Origin of the sequence: Clostridium sp. JS66 (genome assembly GCF_033561535.1) — a bacterium.
GTDB classification, from domain to species: Bacteria; Bacillota; Clostridia; order Clostridiales; family Clostridiaceae; genus Clostridium_AM; species Clostridium_AM carboxidivorans.
In genome coordinates this window covers 1,329,478-1,347,143 of sequence record NZ_CP131467.1, presented here as the reverse complement: position 1 = coordinate 1,347,143, position 17,666 = coordinate 1,329,478, and the positions used below count along the sequence as shown (strand labels likewise).

Annotated in this window: 14 protein-coding genes; 3 read left to right on the top strand and 11 right to left on the bottom strand. The window is 27.7% G+C overall.

Translation table 11 applies throughout. From position 1 onward, the window contains the following. Nucleotides 1–318 precede the first annotated feature (318 nt). The gene (cls, locus tag Q6H37_RS06430) at nucleotides 319–1,743 is read left to right on the top strand and encodes a cardiolipin synthase (RefSeq protein WP_318740161.1); all 1,425 of its coding nucleotides are present in this window, start codon (nucleotides 319–321) and stop codon (nucleotides 1,741–1,743) included. 38 nt (nucleotides 1,744–1,781) lie between these two features. Here the strand turns inward: cls and Q6H37_RS06425 are convergent, their stop codons facing one another. Continuing rightward, nucleotides 1,782–3,782, bottom strand: a complete 2,001-nt coding sequence (locus Q6H37_RS06425; RefSeq protein WP_318740159.1) for a fructose-1,6-bisphosphatase — start codon at nucleotides 3,780–3,782, stop codon at nucleotides 1,782–1,784. A gap of 406 nt (nucleotides 3,783–4,188) precedes the next feature. Here Q6H37_RS06425 and Q6H37_RS06420 point away from each other — a divergent pair, with 406 nt between their 5' ends. After that, a complete protein-coding gene (locus tag Q6H37_RS06420) occupies nucleotides 4,189–4,434 on the top strand; it encodes an AbrB/MazE/SpoVT family DNA-binding domain-containing protein (RefSeq protein ID WP_318740157.1) in 246 nt (81 codons plus the stop codon). A 431-nt stretch (nucleotides 4,435–4,865) separates the two neighbouring features. On the opposite strand, the gene Q6H37_RS06415 is transcribed toward Q6H37_RS06420, so the two are convergent. The 5 genes from Q6H37_RS06415 to Q6H37_RS06395 form a co-directional block, all read right to left on the bottom strand. Further along, nucleotides 4,866–6,893, bottom strand: coding sequence for a methyl-accepting chemotaxis protein (locus Q6H37_RS06415; RefSeq protein ID WP_318740155.1), 2,028 nt, complete (start codon nucleotides 6,891–6,893; stop codon nucleotides 4,866–4,868). A gap of 196 nt (nucleotides 6,894–7,089) precedes the next feature. Continuing rightward, on the bottom strand, nucleotides 7,090–7,752 hold the full coding sequence (locus tag Q6H37_RS06410; RefSeq protein ID WP_318740153.1) for a L,D-transpeptidase family protein: 663 nt from the start codon (nucleotides 7,750–7,752) through the stop codon (nucleotides 7,090–7,092). Nucleotides 7,753–7,874: 122 nt separating this feature from the next. Beyond that, nucleotides 7,875–8,303, bottom strand: coding sequence for a hypothetical protein (locus Q6H37_RS06405; protein WP_318740151.1), 429 nt, complete (start codon nucleotides 8,301–8,303; stop codon nucleotides 7,875–7,877). Between the two features lie 239 nt (nucleotides 8,304–8,542). Next, nucleotides 8,543–9,187 carry an HDIG domain-containing metalloprotein gene (locus tag Q6H37_RS06400; protein ID WP_318740149.1) on the bottom strand — a complete coding sequence of 215 codons (645 nt, stop codon included), beginning with the start codon at nucleotides 9,185–9,187 and terminating at the stop codon, nucleotides 8,543–8,545. 38 nt (nucleotides 9,188–9,225) lie between these two features. Continuing rightward, entirely contained in the window at nucleotides 9,226–11,592 is a 2,367-nt protein-coding gene (locus Q6H37_RS06395) for an ATP-dependent DNA helicase (protein WP_318740147.1), read from the bottom strand. Nucleotides 11,593–11,971: 379 nt separating this feature from the next. Here Q6H37_RS06395 and Q6H37_RS06390 point away from each other — a divergent pair, with 379 nt between their 5' ends. Then, complete coding sequence (locus Q6H37_RS06390) at nucleotides 11,972–13,273, top strand: SH3 domain-containing protein (RefSeq protein ID WP_318740145.1); 1,302 nt, start codon at nucleotides 11,972–11,974, stop codon at nucleotides 13,271–13,273. Between the two features lie 311 nt (nucleotides 13,274–13,584). Here Q6H37_RS06390 and Q6H37_RS06385 read toward each other — a convergent pair whose 3' ends face one another. The 5 genes from Q6H37_RS06385 to Q6H37_RS06365 all read right to left on the bottom strand — a co-directional run bounded on the left by Q6H37_RS06385 (nucleotide 13,585) and on the right by Q6H37_RS06365 (nucleotide 17,538). Next, the gene (locus tag Q6H37_RS06385; protein WP_318740143.1) at nucleotides 13,585–14,139 is read right to left on the bottom strand and encodes a YARHG domain-containing protein; all 555 of its coding nucleotides are present in this window, start codon (nucleotides 14,137–14,139) and stop codon (nucleotides 13,585–13,587) included. Between the two features lie 197 nt (nucleotides 14,140–14,336). Then, a complete protein-coding gene (locus Q6H37_RS06380; RefSeq protein WP_318740141.1) occupies nucleotides 14,337–15,464 on the bottom strand; it encodes a DUF1648 domain-containing protein in 1,128 nt (375 codons plus the stop codon). Between the two features lie 76 nt (nucleotides 15,465–15,540). After that, on the bottom strand, nucleotides 15,541–15,915 hold the full coding sequence (locus tag Q6H37_RS06375; RefSeq protein WP_318740139.1) for a GntR family transcriptional regulator: 375 nt from the start codon (nucleotides 15,913–15,915) through the stop codon (nucleotides 15,541–15,543). A gap of 177 nt (nucleotides 15,916–16,092) precedes the next feature. Continuing rightward, entirely contained in the window at nucleotides 16,093–16,461 is a 369-nt protein-coding gene (locus Q6H37_RS06370; protein ID WP_318740137.1) for an SdpI family protein, read from the bottom strand. Nucleotides 16,462–16,689: 228 nt separating this feature from the next. Further along, nucleotides 16,690–17,538: a response regulator gene (locus Q6H37_RS06365; RefSeq protein WP_318740135.1), complete on the bottom strand. Its 849-nt coding sequence runs from the start codon at nucleotides 17,536–17,538 to the stop codon at nucleotides 16,690–16,692. Nucleotides 17,539–17,666 lie beyond the last annotated feature (128 nt).

Genomic DNA, 17,666 nt, shown 5'->3' with positions numbered 1-17,666 from the left:
GCTGTGTGCTACTTCCTATTTTTCATAATAGTCTTAATAAGTATTATTAATATAAATATAAATAATATAGAGAATACAGGAACAGCTGAATAATATATTATTTTTTCAAAATCCATGTATATCACCCTTTCAAACTGTTATATAAATCATCATATTAAGTATATTCTATAAATATAAAATATTCTATAGTTTGCAACGAATTCTTTAATTTATTTTGTAAGACTGCATCAATCTTGTAATTTGTCAAATAAAAATATGCTATAATTTAAGTAAACTTTATAATTTTATGGAACATTATTTTTATAGGAGGTAGTACATTTGAGATCAACTTTATCTCTACTATTTATTATAAATGCTATAGTTTCTATAATACTCATAGTTCTTGAAAGAAAGAATCCTGAAAAAACTATTGCATGGCTGCTAATTTTTATTGTGCTGCCACCTTGTGGGTTAATTTTGTATATTTTTTTAGGTAGAAATTGGAAAAAGCACAAATTGCACAATGAAACAAACATCAACATAGAAGAATTAATTTATGAAGCATCAAAAGATATAAAAGATAATAGTTATTCATCTTTAATAGAACTTCTCTCTAAAAATAGTGAATCTCCACTTTTTACAAACAATACAATAAAAATATTTAAAGACGGCAGTGAAAAGTTCAAATCACTAAAAGATGAATTGTTAAAGGCTAAAAATCATATCCATCTAGAATACTATATAGTAAAAAGCGATACAATAGGAAATGAAATAAAAGATATACTTATAAAAAAGTCTTTGGAAGGTGTTAAAGTACGATTTATTCTCGATAGAGTGGGTTGCATAAGAATAAAAAGGAAATATATACAAGACTTAAAGGATGCAGGAATAGATGTAGTTCAATATTCCTATTTTTTAGCTCCTATCCTGCGTCATATTAATACGCAAATAAACTATAGAAATCATAGAAAAATCGTAGTAATAGACGGCAAGATTGGTTTTGTAGGCGGAATTAACATAGGTGATGAATATATAGGCAAAAGCAAATATGGATATTGGAGAGATACTCATTTAATGGTTAATGGCGACTTTGTTCTAGGGCTGCAAGCAGTATTTTTAGACGATTTTGCCACTATAAAAGAAGCTAATAAAGAGCTTTTCTATTACGATGACAACTTCGAAGAATTCTTTCCATCTACAGAAAATAATAATAAAAAGCTAATGCAGCTAATAAAAAGCGGTCCTGATTCTGAATTTCCAGCTATTGAGCAGGCAGTACTTAAAATGATATCTTTAGCAAAAGATCATATTTACATTACTACACCATATTTTATACCAAGTGAAAGCATTTTGAATGCTCTAAAAATAGCTTCCTTAAGTGGAGTTGACGTTCATATACTTTTTCCTGGCAAATATGACCACATTTTAGTTCATTATGCTTCAAGAACTTATTTAGAAGACCTAGTAAAGAACGGAATAAGATTGTACTTTTATGATCAACATAATTTTGTACATGCAAAAACTACATCTATAGATGGTAAAATGTGTACAATAGGCACTGCTAACATGGACATTCGAAGTTATGAATTAAATTATGAAATTAATGCTGTAATTTATGACGAAGAAACTACAGAAGAACTAGAAACTCTATTCTTTGAGGATTTAAAAAAGAGTAAACGAATCACATTAGATTATTTCAACAATCTTTCTCCTTACACAAAAGCATTTGAAGCATTTTGCAGAATTTTTTCATCTTTAATGTAAGGCATCTTCAAAAATAATAAGTGGTGAAATTATAATTTTCACCACTTAGATTCATATCCTTCTTTAATTAATCCCTTTCTGTAAGCTATAAGAAGCTTTTCTAAATCCTTTACTTGACTCTTAAGCTCCAATCCTTTATCAGTATCCGCTACTCGTTTTCTAGTTACTACATGCTCTAAAATTATGGTAGATGATAAAATATCCCTATCATTTTTAACAGCATCCTTTATGGCCGCAAAAGGTTCATGAGATGTCAAAAGCAATCCATATGAATTATAAATCAATGTATATCCTGCTATTCCTGTTTGTGGTTGATATGCTTTACAAAATCCACCATCTATTACAAGAAGTCTTCCATTAGCTTTTATAGGACTTTCCCCTTCTTTTGTCTTAACTGGTATATGTCCATTAACAATATGTGAATTATCAGAATCTAAATTGAATTCAGTTAAAATATTCTTACATATTTTTTCATTATCTCTGTATTTATAATAATAATTTCTCTCTTCATAATGGGTATCTTTATCGTCTATAAAATATCTTTCAAAGGTAGTCATTCTCTTTTTTCCAAAAACTGGTGAATTTGGACCGCACCATAAATACCACATCATATCCATACCATAATTTTTAAGCTCCATATCATTTTTAAAGAAAAATGAATCTCTTGCTACACGATCAAATCTATCCAACAAAGCTTTTCCACTATATTTTATATTTCCTATTTTAACCTCTTTAAAACTTCCATTTTCATTTAACGGAATGCATCCATGATATAAAAGGTTAGAATTATATACTAAATACATATTTCCTTTACTATACAAAAATTTAATGTGCTTTTGAAGTTTTTCACTATTTATGAAGGAACGAGTTAACTTATTTATTAAATCTCTCTCTCCTTCCGTCAATTCATAAGGATTTTTCCAATCTATAGTTGGAAATGTAGTATCATTTAGCTTATATGTTTTTCCATATAAGTTTATTTCTCCTGTTTCTATATTTATTTTATCTAATACCATCCTATCATCCATCTGAAATTCGGGATGCTTCTTAATAATACTACCTTCTACTTTAAATTGGATTATTGAAATGGCTTTGTGCATTTTTGCCAAAAGATTTAACTCATTATTACTTATATCTTTATCTAGAGTTCTAGGTTTAAAACCTTTGCATTCATCCTTTTCATAAAATTCCATAGCATAGGTAGCAAGTGGTAATAAGTTAATTCCATATCCGTCTTCAATAGTTCTTAAATTAGCATATCTTAAAGATATTCTAAGAACATTACATATGCAAGCCTCACATCCTGCTGCTGCACCCATCCATAATATATCATGGTTTCCCCATTGGATATCTACAGAATGATGTTTTATTAAAGCTTCCATTATAATATCTGCACCAGGACCTCTATCATAAATATCACCTATAATATGAAGTCTATCTACTACTAAATTTTGTATAACCTTAGATATAGCTACAATAAATTCTCCAGCTCTATCTATGTCTATTATAGTTTTTATAATTCCATTATAGTATGCATGTTTGTCTACTCCATCTTCTTGCTCATGAAGTAATTCTTCTATTATATATGCAAAATCCTGAGGTAAAGCTTTTCTCACTTTTGACCTTGTATATTTCGAACATATATTTTTACATAATTCAATAAGTTGATATAAAGTAATTCTATACCAATCTTCTGCGTTAACTTCTGTTTGTTTTATCAATTCCAACTTTTGTTCTGGATAATAAATAAGAGTAGCTAAAGCAGCCTTTTGTTTTTCCCTCAAAGAATTACCAAAAACATCATCTATTTTTCTCTTAATAACTCCTGAAGCGTTTTTCAGCATATGGGTAAAAGATTCATATTCTCCATGTATATCACTTATAAAGTGCTCCGTTCCTTTTGGCAAATTTAAAATAGCCTGTAAATTTATAATTTCTGTACTTGCACTTGATATAGTTGGATATTGATTAGAAAGTAATTGAAGATATCTAAGGTCTTTTTCTATTATTTCTAAATTATCTTCATCATAGAAAATCATATTTCTTCTCCTTCTATAATTTTTTCATTTCCATAATAATAATGTTATACTTTATTTTATGCTAACAGCATATTTACTGCTATTAACACAGTAATAGTATAGCATATTTATTTATATTTGAACAATTTATATTTTACTCCTAACACTTAAACAAACTTTTATTTCTTGATATTTTAAAGCTTTATCTATTCCTATCTTTATGTAATAAATAACTTATAGTTTCCTATCTTCCTTTAAATATACTTTTTACATTTTTCATGCTTTATTTTTATTTAATGAATTTTTTTCCATAATTTTTTTATAATTTTATATTTATTAGAAAAAATACATTTTTTCATTGACTAATAATAACATTAGTGTTATTATTTAAGTAATAAAAGTCGAATTTTGTTTTAGGAGGAAAAAAATGAAGTCAACAGGAATTGTAAGAAAAGTTGATGAGCTTGGAAGAATAGTTTTACCTATAGAATTAAGAAGAACTCTTGATATTGCTATTAAAGATCCTTTAGGAATATATGTAGAAGGAAATCATATTATATTAAAAAAATATAATCCTTCCTGCATGTTCTGTGGTGATGCTAAAGATGTAGTAAACTACAAAGGTAAAAATATTTGCAAGCATTGTTTGGAAGAATTAAAAAATTCCATATAAGACAAGCTATGCAAGATATATCGCAAAGTTATATCTTGCATAATTTATTTTACATATTTTTTATAAAAAGCACAATTGATTTGTAGCTTTTTATTTTTTTCTTTTATTGAAATTTTCTAAAAATTCTTGAACAATCATTGACTTTCACCTCCACTATGATATAATGTCTATTAACAGCTTTTATATATTGTTGTTAGTAGTTCTTAATACAATTTGTTTAAAACTCTTCCCCTGAATATATGATATTTTCTCTTCTTTCAATATTTAAATGAAAAACTTTTAATATTGTTTATGGACACTATTTAAATTATATCTTTCAATAGAAAGGATTGATTTAAAATTCAAAAGTTATATGAAATCCCTATAGTTGAATTAAGAACTACTTAAAACAGCTGATTATGTTTAATACAATCAGCTGTTTTTTTATTTTATTAAATTTTAAACTTATTTGTTTCTAAATTAAGCTCTTGTGCTACTTCATTTAATTCTGATGCAAATTTTGAAACACTCTCTGTATTCGCTAACATCTCTTCTGACGACGCTGAAATTTCTTCTGAAGCTGCTGAAGTTTCTTGTGACACAGCAGTAACTGATTCTACCTTGTTCATAATTGTTTCCTTAGACTCCATTGTTTTCTCAATAGATTTATAAGTATCCTGCACTAGTGGTGATATTTTAGCTGATGCATTAAGCATATCTTCAAAAGATGCCACAGTTATGTTTACTGTATCCTTTTGCCTTCCTAAAAGATTTTTAACTTGTTCTGATGTACTCATTACATTTGAAGTTTCACTGCTTATAGATTGAATTAACTTTTGTATTTTCCCTGTTGATTCTTGGGATTGTTCTGCAAGTGTTCTCACTTCCTCTGCAACTACAGCAAAACCTTTTCCTGCTTCACCAGCTCTAGCAGCTTCAATAGCAGCATTTAAAGCAAGTAAATTAGTTTGTTCTGATATTTCATTAATCACATCAGTTATACTTCCTACTTGAGATACACTTGAATTTAAATTGGCAATCTTATCAGATACTATATCAAATGATTCTTTTATATTTTCAATAGATTTCAAAAGAATTTCTATCTGAGATTTTCCTACTTTAGCTTTTTCTTCTGTTTCCTGTGAACTTTCCTTAACGCAGGATATTTTACTGTATATATTTTGAAGTTCTTCAGACAAGTTAGATATATTATCAACTACATCAACTAAATCATTTGCTTGCTTTGTTGCTCCGCTGGTAACATCCTGTACTGCACTTGTTACTTCATCAGCTGCACCAGCCATTTGCTCAGCATTATTACTTAAATCAGATGACATGCTGCTTACTCTAGAAGCTTCATTTTTTAAATTTCCTATAGTTGTTTTTAAGCTATCAGACATAGATTTAAAACTTCCTGCTAAAATTCCAATTTCATCATTACTTAATATTTCAATTTTATTATCAAGTTCTCCATTTGCAATTTTTTTAGATACTTTTACCAAAGCATTTAGTGAATTTATTATTTTTTTAGCAACTATAAGCATAATAATTGAAAAAATAGCAAAAGCAATTATTGCAATAATTGTTGTAATTATTATCATATTGTTAATAGTTTTATGTACATTTTCTGTAGAAAGACCTATATCTATAGCTCCTATGTGAGCACCATTTTTATAAACAGGTACAGCTACATCATATACTTCAATTTTTCCTTTATATTTATATGTATATGCATTTACTTTTCCTTGGACTGCTGCAGCCTTACTTCCCTCATCATCAACTGTTTTTCCTATTCTATCTTTATCACTATGTGCTACTATCTTTAAATCTTTAGCTATATATAAAGAATAAACTATTTCCTTATTATTAGCTATCAGCTCATCAATCAATGTTTGAGTTTCTAAGCTTGTACTTAATTTTTGAACTGTATTTGCAAGTATACCTATTTGAACAATTCCACCATCAGGCTTTCTAACATATCCATACTTGTAATAATTATTATTTTCCCTACTTTTTCTTATGTTTTCCATTAGTTCTGTTTTTTCTCCTGTTAGCACAACATAAGATATATGTTTATTATCAAATACAGAACCTAAACTAGATTGTAAATTAGAGTATATTATTTTACCACTAGAGTCAGTAACATTTATTTCATCTACTTGAAATTGTTTTGACAATTGAAGTAAATATTCATTATTTACTTTATCTGGATTAGCCCCTATAAAATCACCTAATGTTTTTATTCTAGTTTCTATCGAACTATTTAACAAATCCATGCTATTACTATTTTTCCCCATTTCACTGGATATCTGCTTAGCTAAGCTGGTGCCATCAACTTCCATCTGACGTATCAGTTTTGATTTTATTTCAAATATACATAATGTTGATATTGAAAATATTACCAAAAATATAATAATTAGCGGCACAATAAGAACTTTAAATTTTATTGATTTGCTCTTAGATAAAAAGCTTTTATCCATAATATCTACCCCTTCCTTTTAGTTTTTCACAAATGTCTTTAACATCATTAAGAACATTTGTAATTAATTATGTTTTTAATTGCCTTAATAATGATATCACATATTTAATTTATTTTCATTAAATGCAAGCAATTTATAATTCAAATTTTCTACAATTATGCAAATAAATAATGAATGGTGATAAAATTACCATTCATTATTTGTAAATTTCTATAGTTGTTCCATTTGGTGCATATTGTTTTAATATATTAATATCTTCATCAGTCAATGCAATACATCCATAGGTCCAGTCATATTTATTTCCGCCGCCATGCAATCCTATCTCTCCACCTAAAGGGGTATTCCATGGTGGTTGCTTTTTATCATTTACCGCTCTTTCTATTCTTTTATAGGCAGTTTCATTTATAAGCCCCTGTTGCAATCCTCTTTTAGCATCTTCAATATTTGGATAACTTATACCAATAAAGTAAGTATATTTTGTATTTCCATTCCTATAGCATATATAATAGCTTCCTTCTGGAGTTTTATTGTCTCCTTCTTTTTCTTTATATCCTTCCGGCGACCTCCCTAACCCAATTTTAAATCTTCCTACTAATTTATCACTAGAATAAAGTTCTAATACTCTTCTTTTTTTATATACCTTAATCGAGGCCTTTTCAGGAACAGCTTCTTGTTTATTAAAAAAAAGTTTTTCATTTTCTTTTGTAGAATCAGTACTCTTTTGCACAGAAACCTGTTTGGCACTATCAGCCTCTTTTGTCTTTACATACTTTTTTATAGATATTCCAGAAACAAGTACAATTAAAAAAATACCAAATATTAAAAATACCAAAGGGAATTTCTTGTAATCATTTTTCATGTTATACCTCCAGCTATTTTAACGATTTAAATTTTCTCTTCTTAATAATGATTTTCGTTAACTTTTTCATTTTCATTACTTATATTTAAACTTTATTATATAAAATATTCATTTAATGTTTTTCAAATTCCAACTATTGATTTGATCCATTGTATTAAACTATCATTTTTCTTTCCCATTACCTTAAATTGATTGTATCTCTTATTATATCTGTCTAAGCTAGCATTATACTCCGCTAAGCTATTTCTATATTCCGATAGCTTTTTATTATAAATTATAATACTGTTATTCCACTCCTCTATATTATCAGATTTTAATTTTCCTAGATTTGATTTCATTTGTTCAAGTTCTTGATTTTTTTTAATTAATTCATTGCTCATCTTTTCAATATTTTTTCTATCATTTTCAATGGAAACATTCATCTCTTGAACTTCTTTAGAGTTTACAGTTGATTGACCACTTCTTAAATCTACAAGACCTGCTACCAAAACTAGAAATAGAATTCCTAATATGGCTACTATTTCAAACATAAGTGACTTGAATTTATTCATAATATCATCCCCTAAATCACTAACGCATCATTTACTATTAATTCTATAATATACTTATTTTACCATATGTTTCAATATAATATATTATTCTAAAATAAAAATTAATAATTAAAAACTTTTACCTTACAAAATAATATTAGATAAATCTTGGATTTAAATTTAAACACAAAAATCCATAAACCTTTATATAAAGTTTATGGACTTTAATAATTGTAGTATTTTCTTTCAGATGCCTTAAATTATTGTTTAGAAGATTTCCGTGTGAACCTTTTACATTTTTCAATAAAAGTACTTACATTATTATTTTCTAACCTTATCCTTTCCGATGTCATACCACCTCTTCCTAATCTATCGCACAAAGAAAGTAATGCCACCTCTTTAAAATTCCCCTCTGATATCATATCCTTAATGTTAGCAAAAGGCATATCTTTAACTACAAAAAGAGTCTGCATATGCCACCTTACTAAATAAGAAACTTTTTCTATAAAATCTTCGCTGCATCCAAATTCCGTTAAAAAATCTACTGAAAGTTCTTTTCCAACTTTGTCATGATCGTAAGATGTTATTTTTCCCTTTCGCATCTTTGTAGTCGGTGCCTTTCCTAAATCATGCAGTAATGCTGCCCACATAAACACCCTAGAATCTTCACTTTTATCCTTTCTCTTAGAAGCTTCATCTATAACAAGCATAGTATGATTCCAAACGTTTCCTTCTGAATGATGCAATGGAGACTGAGGAGTTTTCATTAAATCCTTAAACATAGTTAGTGGATATACTTTTTCAAACAATTCAGTTTCAGCTATAGAATTAAAATATTCAGACGGTCTTTCATCTTCCAGCAAGTGTTTATTGAAATTCTTAAATATCTCCTGTAAGTTTTCCATATTAAGTACCTCTTTACCATAATAATATTTAAACTATATTATTTATTTTCCCAAAAGTTCTTTATAATATTTTCTACTTCTTTAATATTTCTTACAACAGTATTGGCCTCCCAATGTTTTGGAAAGAGTTCTCTATAATTTCTACTTGAAAATCTTTCATCCATTAGCATAACTATTCCTCTATCTTCTTCTGTCCTTATTACCCTGCCAGCTGCCTGCAGTACTTTATTCATTCCTGGATACATATAGGAATATTCATAACCCATATTATTTTTATCATTAAAATAATTCATTATTATATCTCTTTCGAAACACAGCTGAGGTAACCCAACTCCAACAATTCCTACGCCAATTAGTTTATCGCCCTTTAAGTCTATACCCTCCGAAAACATGCCTCCTAAAACAGCAAAGACAACCATGGTTTCTGAATAATTTTTAAATCTATCTAAAAAAGTCTTTTTTGATTCCTCAGACATAGAACTTTCTTGAATTACAGCATTAATATCGGAGTATTCTTTACAGAATATATCATAAACATTTCTCATATATACATAGGAAGGAAAAAATATTAAGTAATTACCTTTTCTACCACATACTAATCCATGTATATATTCTACTAATAAATTATAACTGCTTTCTCTATTTTTATATTTAGTAGATATTCTGTTTGCAAGAATTAATTTCATATTCTCCTTTGGAAAAGGAGATGGAATTCTCATTGTATAATCCTGTTCATTCCCTCCTAATACTTCTTTAAAGTAACTTATTGGTGATAATGTAGCAGAAAAGAATACAGCAGCTTTTCCTCTCTTTACTGCCTCATTTAAAAGATAAGAAGGATCCAAACAAAAAATTTTTATCTTAATATCATCTCCCAATTTTTCTACATATGTAATGAACCTATTATCATAAAATTCACTTATTCTGGTATAGGATAAAACATCAAAATATAATTGTAAAAGTTCATCATAACCTTCCAACTTATTATTTTTAGCAAGCCATTCTTCTGATTCTTTTGTAAATCTTCTTAATAAATTATATATATCCTTTATTTCTTCTTTTTGAACATAAATATTTCTATCTTCTTCTTCACAAATTTTCCTAAGTTTTATCATATATGAATTTATACTAGTTAAAGCTTTAGCTATTTGGGGTTCTTTTTTTGTCATTACTTTCTTTAATTTTAAAAAAGGCTTTTTATAAAGTTCAGCTGAGAACATTTCCCTTCCTCTATCTGCTAAATTATGAGCCTCATCAATTAAAAATACATAATCTTCTTTTCCATTTTCAAAAAAACTCTTTAAGTATACTTGAGGATTAAAAGCATAATTATAATCGCAAATAATACAATCAACCCATAGAGCTGTTTCTAAAGAAAATTCAAAAGGACATAACTTATTTCTTTTTGCATATTCTATTATTACTTCTCTATTTATTAAAGTTTCTTTGCTTAAAATTTCATTTAGTGCATCATTTAATCTATCATAATGTCCTTTAGCAAACTCACATTCCTCTGGATTGCAGGAAGGTTTATCTTTGAAACATACTTTTTCCTTTGCAGTAATAACTAAAGTTTTTATTTTCAAACCCTTATTATTCATATTTGTCATACATTCCTGCGCCACATTTGCAGTTATGGTTTTCGCTGTAAGATAAAATATTTTAGAAATAAGCCCTTGCTCCATAGCCTTAATAGCTGGAAATAAAGTAGATATAGTTTTTCCTACACCTGTAGGTGCTTGAACAAATATTTTACTTTCTTGTTTTATAGTGTTATATACTGCAACTGCAACCTCTCTTTGTCCTGGTCTGTATTTATCAAAAGGAAAATTCATATTTTTTATAGAACTGTTTCTTTTAACAATCCATTGGTCCATGAAGTTTGCCCACCAAAAATACTTATCCAGCAAATCTAAAAAAAATAATTTTAACTCTTCTATATTAAAGCTTTTTATAAAATATTTGCTTTCATCAGCACTTATACTATAATAAGTTAATTGCACATATATATCCTTTAAATCGTTTTGAATAGCATAAATATATGCATAACATTTAGCTTGTGCCATATGAAGAATATTATAATTCTCATCTATTAATTCTAATGGTTTATTTACAGTTTTTATTTCATCTATAACAATTTTTTCTTTTTCTACTATTACTCCATCTGCACGGCCCTCTATAATAAAACTAAATCCTTTATATTCTATATTATATTTTAAACTTACCTCAGCATTATATTGTCTTTCTATATTATTCTCTTGTTTATACTTTTTTTGAAGTTTTTGATGTGCTCTTGTTCCTTCTAATGCTCTGCTGCTCCCTACAAATTTAGAATCTAAATCTCCGCCTCTTAACACAAACTCTACTAAATTTCGAATGGATACTTTTATTTTCTTATCATCCACTAAATCATCTCTTTTCTAATACAGTTGTACATTTATATATTTTAACAATACATTAATATATAATTCAACTTTCGTAAACACAAAATTTTAATTTAGTATAATAATCATGATGCGACGCAAGTTACTTCACTTATATGAGCTTGTGTCACATTATTTTTAAACTGTGAAAGTTAGATATATAAATAATAAAGTATTAAAAAAATTAATGTAATCAAGTTCCTTACTTGCATTATTCTGCACATATATTATAATTTATTATATAACATGTAAAAAAACTATTAACTTTTTTAATTATTAAACGATAATGTTTTTGAATTATAATATAAATTAAACTATATTTTTAATTTAACTATAAAACTTACGAAAGGAAGGTAGCATAATGAATAAATCGAAAAAATTAGTTTTTGCTTTTTTTATATCTGCTTCCCTAATGAATGCTAAATGTCTATTACATAATTCTGTGCATGCTGCTGGAATCATGCCAAATCCACAAGATGCCTCTTATGTAAGCGATTCAAATATTTTCACTAAATATGGATATAAAGGACAGTGTACTTGGTTTACTTATGGAAGGGTTTTAGAAAAGCTATCCGTAAACTTACCTTCAGAATTTTATGGAAATGCTGTGGATTGGTGGTATGCCAATGCAAAGGATAAAGTATACAGTTATGGTTCTGAACCCAGAGCTAACTCCATAGTTGTCTGGGGAGGAGGAAATAAGGGTTATGGTCATGTTGCCTTTGTGGAAAAGGTAGAAGGTGACACTGTATATTTTAATGAGGGTAATTTCAATATTAGGGGTGCTTATGACGGTCAATTAAAATCTTTATCTAAAGAGGAAATAAAGAATAGAGGAAATTTATTTTTAAAGGGATATATCTATGTATCATCGTCACCTTCTAACAATTCAAATAGTGGACAACCTAATACTAATACAAATGCTAATAGTAGTAATACTCAACCCGAACAATCTAAATCTGCTAGTGGCTTAGTTAATATTTCTAGCTACAGTTCTACTCTTAACGTAAGAAGTAGTGCCAGTGGCTCTTCAGGAGTTATTGGAGTTCTAAAAAAGGGAAGTTCTGTAAACGTAGTTGCTGTTAGTGGTGACTGGTATAAAATAAAATATAACTCATCCTATGGTTATGTAAGTTCTAAATACATAAGCCTTGGTTCAAGTCAACCTGTAGTTAATAATTCTAACAGCACCAGTACTGCTGCTGTTACTAATTTAACTTCAAACAAATTTGGCGTTGTAAATTTAAGTAATCAATCTTCTTATCTCAATTTAAGAAATAATCCTTCAGGTAACGTTATAGGAAGCTTACCTTCTGGAACTAAGGTTCAAATATTAGGTACTTCTGGCAATTGGTATAAAGTGAATTCAAATGGAACTGTAGGCTACGTGTCTTCTGATTATGTTTCTATTTCTTCCGGAAGCACTGTTACTACTACTGCCGCTACTAATCCTCAACCACAAGCTAGCGGAAAAGTTGGAACTGTAACTCTTAGTAATAAAAATTCAACCTTAAATTTGAGATCTGCTCCATGGACAGGAAGAGTACTTTCTGAGCTTGCTTATGGCAGTAAGGTTCAAATATTATCATCTAGCGGTCGTTGGTACAAAGTACAAGCAGGATCTGCTGTTGGATTTGTACATTCGGATTATATAGCATTATAAAAAATGCGAGGCATTTTTTTGAGAGGGCAGAGGAGAATTGATAAAGGACAGTGAAGGATGATTTTTCTCCGCTATACTACGAAAAATCTTCAACTAAATTTTTGATGACTCGTCTCACTAAAGTGAAACATTGCTAACTTATATAAATTTAAAGCTTCTTTTACATTAGCAAAAGAAGCTTTAAAACTCACCTTCATTGTCCTCTGTCCTCTGTCAATTGTCCTCTTGAAAAAATTGTGTCACAATATGCTTATATTAAAAACAACATTTACAAATAAAAATACCCTTTTCTTTTATATAAATGATTTATCCTAATTTTTAACTCCCCTTCTATCCTCCTCAGCCTTTATAAGATCAACATTATAAGTTTCCACATTACTTAAAGTAACATTTGTGGTAATAGGAGAATACCAACTTTGTGAATTAAAATAATTTCTATACTTTGCTGTACTAAATATATAACCATGCCTTGCATAAATCTCATTTCTAGCAATCCCTAATTGATAATTACTTAAGCTAGCTATTTGACTTTTAGTAAGATAAGAATAACCACTATTTGAAAATATAAAACTTCCATTAACTACAGGCGCTGGAGATGGTTCTCTTACAATTACCGTATCCGGCTTACTATTAGTTTGAGGTGCTTGATTAATATTAACTGTTACTGGTGAGTTGTCCTTAGCATTTTGATCTTGCTTAGCCATCTTATCCGACGCTGTTTGCGACTTGTTTCCATCATTCTGCTGCTTATTCTCACTTTGAGCTGGTTTGTTATCTGAATCAAACGAAACACGTATTCCACCACACCCTATGAACAGAAAGGTGGTTAAAATGGAAATTATACAAATTATTATTCTTTTTTTCATTAATCCCCCTTTTTAATTACACATTAATACTATTACCATAATATGTCTTATATACTTTAAGAGGAACTTAATTTTTAATCGTTAATCTATATATTAAATACAATTTTCATTTACTAAAATTATCTATAACAATATAAGTAAATATATAAAATTAAAACTACCACTGCACTTTACATCACATAATTCTTACTTTTTCCCTAATGAATCAATATTGGCAGTGCAATGATTAAAATTATAAATACAACAGTGATTATTATACTTTTGGTGTTTCCAAAATTCATAGTCCATCCAATACCAAATCTTTTTTCTACAAAAATGGCTGGATCATCCTTATTTACGTAAATGCTATTAGCTAACTTCCAATACTTATCATCATCCCTATCTTGTACTTTTTCATTCTCTTCATCCATATTTCCAACCTTAATTTTACTTCCACCTTGACCTGTTTTTACAGACATAACTATACTACTGACAATTATAAGCATTGTTATTGTAAATATAACGATCATACTAGTTTTAGCGCTCATTTTTATAACTTGAAGTATGCTTAAATTTCCTACAGTAAATAAAATATTAATACCTATAGCCATTAATATCATATATGCTGACCATCTGTATCTAAATATTTTATTTCTTTCTTTAGATGCTTTAGGATCAGAAGCACTTATTTGCTGCTTTGACCACCCAATAATTTTATAAGAAAAAAACATAATTATAGTCATAAAAAGCTGTACTGCAGGCATTTGTATTATTAGTTTATATGACTTTGGAGTCCACCCATTTGCCTCACCAGCAAAATCAAAATGAGTTGGAACAATATCAGGGAGATTAGGATATACTCTATATCCTATATATAAATTTATAAATATCATAAATAAAGGTATTAAAAACCACCATGGTGATACTAACATACTTTTGTTTTTCTCTTTAGTAAAATTAGTGTCAATAACAACTACTGATTTTTTAGTTTTACCCCAATTTAATTCATTCTTTACTTTTTTTACTTCCTTATTAGCTATAAAATAAACAAAAAAACTTATTACCAAATAAACTAATATTAATACAACATTCAATATTTCAAAATAAGCATTAAGATAATAGCACAATAAAAATACTATAATTATATATGGTATTGAAACTATTATGTTGTTTGTTACATACTTCTTATAAATATTTTTTAATTTTTCATTTTGAAGTTGATTTTTAGGTATTCTTATACCAAAATATATTTCCTTCCTAGTAAGTCTAGGAGTTAAAACTTGAATTAAAAATATTAAAATTACAATAAATACTATTGATATTGACGATATAATTCTATTATCCATTTTTATTCCTCCAAATTTGAAAGACTAATTTTATCATTATTTCACATTTTATTTTTTAAAATGATTTACATTTTTACTATGTATATTCCTTAAATATTTCTTCACTGATGTTTAAAAAATTTTTTTCATCTACACCTCTACAGTAGGCTTCTGCTATTATGTATCTCAATTCTTCTGATAAATTTTCCATATATTCCTCAGAATATGTTTTCAACATTTTATTTATTATGGCACCTTTTCTCCTATCTATAGTTATAAAACCATCTATTTTAAGCATATTATATGCTTTATTAACAGTATGCATGTTTATGCCTATATCTTCTGCCATTTGTCTAACTGAGGGAAGACTATCTCCTTCTTTTAATTCCCCCTTTGCTATACCTTGTATTATTTCTCTTTTTAATTGAACATATATAGGCGTATCTGATTCAAAATCTATTTTTATTAGCACAATGCTTCACCTCCATATATAAATGTAAATATTCTATCATACACATTTGTTATATTGATACTATAACTAATATAACAAATTGTCAATACATAAATCGTTCATCCCAGAATTACATATTTTGCATGTCTGCAAAAAAAAATAAAGATCAGTAAAAAATCTTACTGATCCTATCTTTTATTATATACCTTTTTCTTTTAATTTACCTGAATTATTTATTCTCACACCATTACTATCAAAAACTTTTTTCAAATGCTTTTCTGCTGTAAATACTGTTACTGACAATACTGGAACAAAAGCTATAAGAGGAACTAAGTATGGCTTATTAGCGACAAAAGCATAGGAAACTCTTCCTATAATTAATAAAATAATACCTGCTATAATATATTGATTCGATGAATATCTATTTCCTTCATCCCAAGTTTCTTGATTTATTGTTGACATAGGTGTCCTATATCCATACCAAGAATTAATTTTCTTTGGTCTTACTATTTTAGGTATTAACCCAAATGCTAATGTTACTAAACCAAAAATCAAAGAATATACCATATAATACCATCTCCTTTAAAATAATGTTTTATTATATCCATGAGATTTTTTTATATAAGTAAACCGTTCTCATTAAGCTATAAATTTTAGCTTTCTATCCATGTCACTATAATAAAACAAAACTTATAAAAAATCCAGTATATTTTTATAATTCTGTCAGACAGTTTATGTAATTCAATTTTCTAATATTCCACATATTGAATTCATTTCAATATACTAATGTAATATCTATTTTTGCTTATCACTACCATTGATTTTCTTCTGCATTTTTGATTCTAAGTTATCCAATAAGTCTTCACTTTCTTGTCCATCTTCAGGATAATTAACAAAAACACATTCTATTTCATAATCCTTGTATCTAGAATCTTTATTTTTAATTTCTCTATAACTGTTTTGTATATTTTTCTCTATTTTATCCATAGGATTTTTATCCTTCCATGGAATAACTCCTACAAAGTTTGAAAATCCGTGTTTTACAAATAAATCCGGTAATTTAAATAAACTTTTCAATTTTTCATATACTGAATCTATTAAAATTAAATATGTTTCCTTTATATCAATTTTTTCTTCAAATAATTCTGAACCTGGCTTTACCAAACTTACCATCATAATTAAAACCTTTGTATTTTCTTCCTTTGCCTTACTTATTTGTTTTATCATGTACTCTTTAAAGTTCAAGTAAATTATTTCTTCTGGCTCTTCTCCCTTTTCATGCGACACAATCAATTTATCTATTCTTCCCAAAAACATTTTTGGATCAAATGGTTTTAAAATATATTCAGAAATCCCCTCTTTTATACATGTTATAAAATCAATTCTTGTATTCATTTTAGTTAATACCATTATAGGTATTTTCAAATTCATTGCCTTAATCTTTTTCAAAACCTCAAATCCATCTTCAGTACTTAATCCTACTTCTAATATTATTAGGCTTATCTCATTTTTTTTATCATAAAGCTTATTAAAAAAATCAAAGGATGTAGCAGCTTCATAAATTTCTATGCCTTGCTCATCTAATAATTGCTTTACCCTATATCTTATATATGCCATATCATCTAATATTATTATCTTATACATACTTACCCATCTTTCATATAATGATTACTATTTTACTTATTACCATGCAAATTCTAACATATTTATTTATCGTTTATAACGTCTATAATTTTATATATTTATTTAAAATTAAATTTTTAGAATTATTA

What these genes read in the sequence shown, in the direction of transcription:
- Q6H37_RS06420 (WP_318740157.1), top strand. Translation starts at nt 4,189, where the DNA reads ATGAAGTCAACAGGAATTGTAAGAAAAGTTGATGAGCTTGGAAGAATA.
- Q6H37_RS06415 (WP_318740155.1), bottom strand. Translation starts at nt 6,893, where the DNA reads ATGGATAAAAGCTTTTTATCTAAGAGCAAATCAATAAAATTTAAAGTT.
- Q6H37_RS06390 (WP_318740145.1), top strand. Translation starts at nt 11,972, where the DNA reads ATGAATAAATCGAAAAAATTAGTTTTTGCTTTTTTTATATCTGCTTCC.
- Q6H37_RS06425 (WP_318740159.1), bottom strand. Translation starts at nt 3,782, where the DNA reads ATGATTTTCTATGATGAAGATAATTTAGAAATAATAGAAAAAGACCTT.
- Q6H37_RS06370 (WP_318740137.1), bottom strand. Translation starts at nt 16,461, where the DNA reads ATGGTATATTCTTTGATTTTTGGTTTAGTAACATTAGCATTTGGGTTA.
- Q6H37_RS06380 (WP_318740141.1), bottom strand. Translation starts at nt 15,464, where the DNA reads ATGGATAATAGAATTATATCGTCAATATCAATAGTATTTATTGTAATT.
- Q6H37_RS06410 (WP_318740153.1), bottom strand. Translation starts at nt 7,752, where the DNA reads ATGAAAAATGATTACAAGAAATTCCCTTTGGTATTTTTAATATTTGGT.
- Q6H37_RS06365 (WP_318740135.1), bottom strand. Translation starts at nt 17,538, where the DNA reads ATGTATAAGATAATAATATTAGATGATATGGCATATATAAGATATAGG.
- Q6H37_RS06385 (WP_318740143.1), bottom strand. Translation starts at nt 14,139, where the DNA reads ATGAAAAAAAGAATAATAATTTGTATAATTTCCATTTTAACCACCTTT.
- Q6H37_RS06400 (WP_318740149.1), bottom strand. Translation starts at nt 9,187, where the DNA reads ATGGAAAACTTACAGGAGATATTTAAGAATTTCAATAAACACTTGCTG.
- Q6H37_RS06405 (WP_318740151.1), bottom strand. Translation starts at nt 8,303, where the DNA reads ATGAATAAATTCAAGTCACTTATGTTTGAAATAGTAGCCATATTAGGA.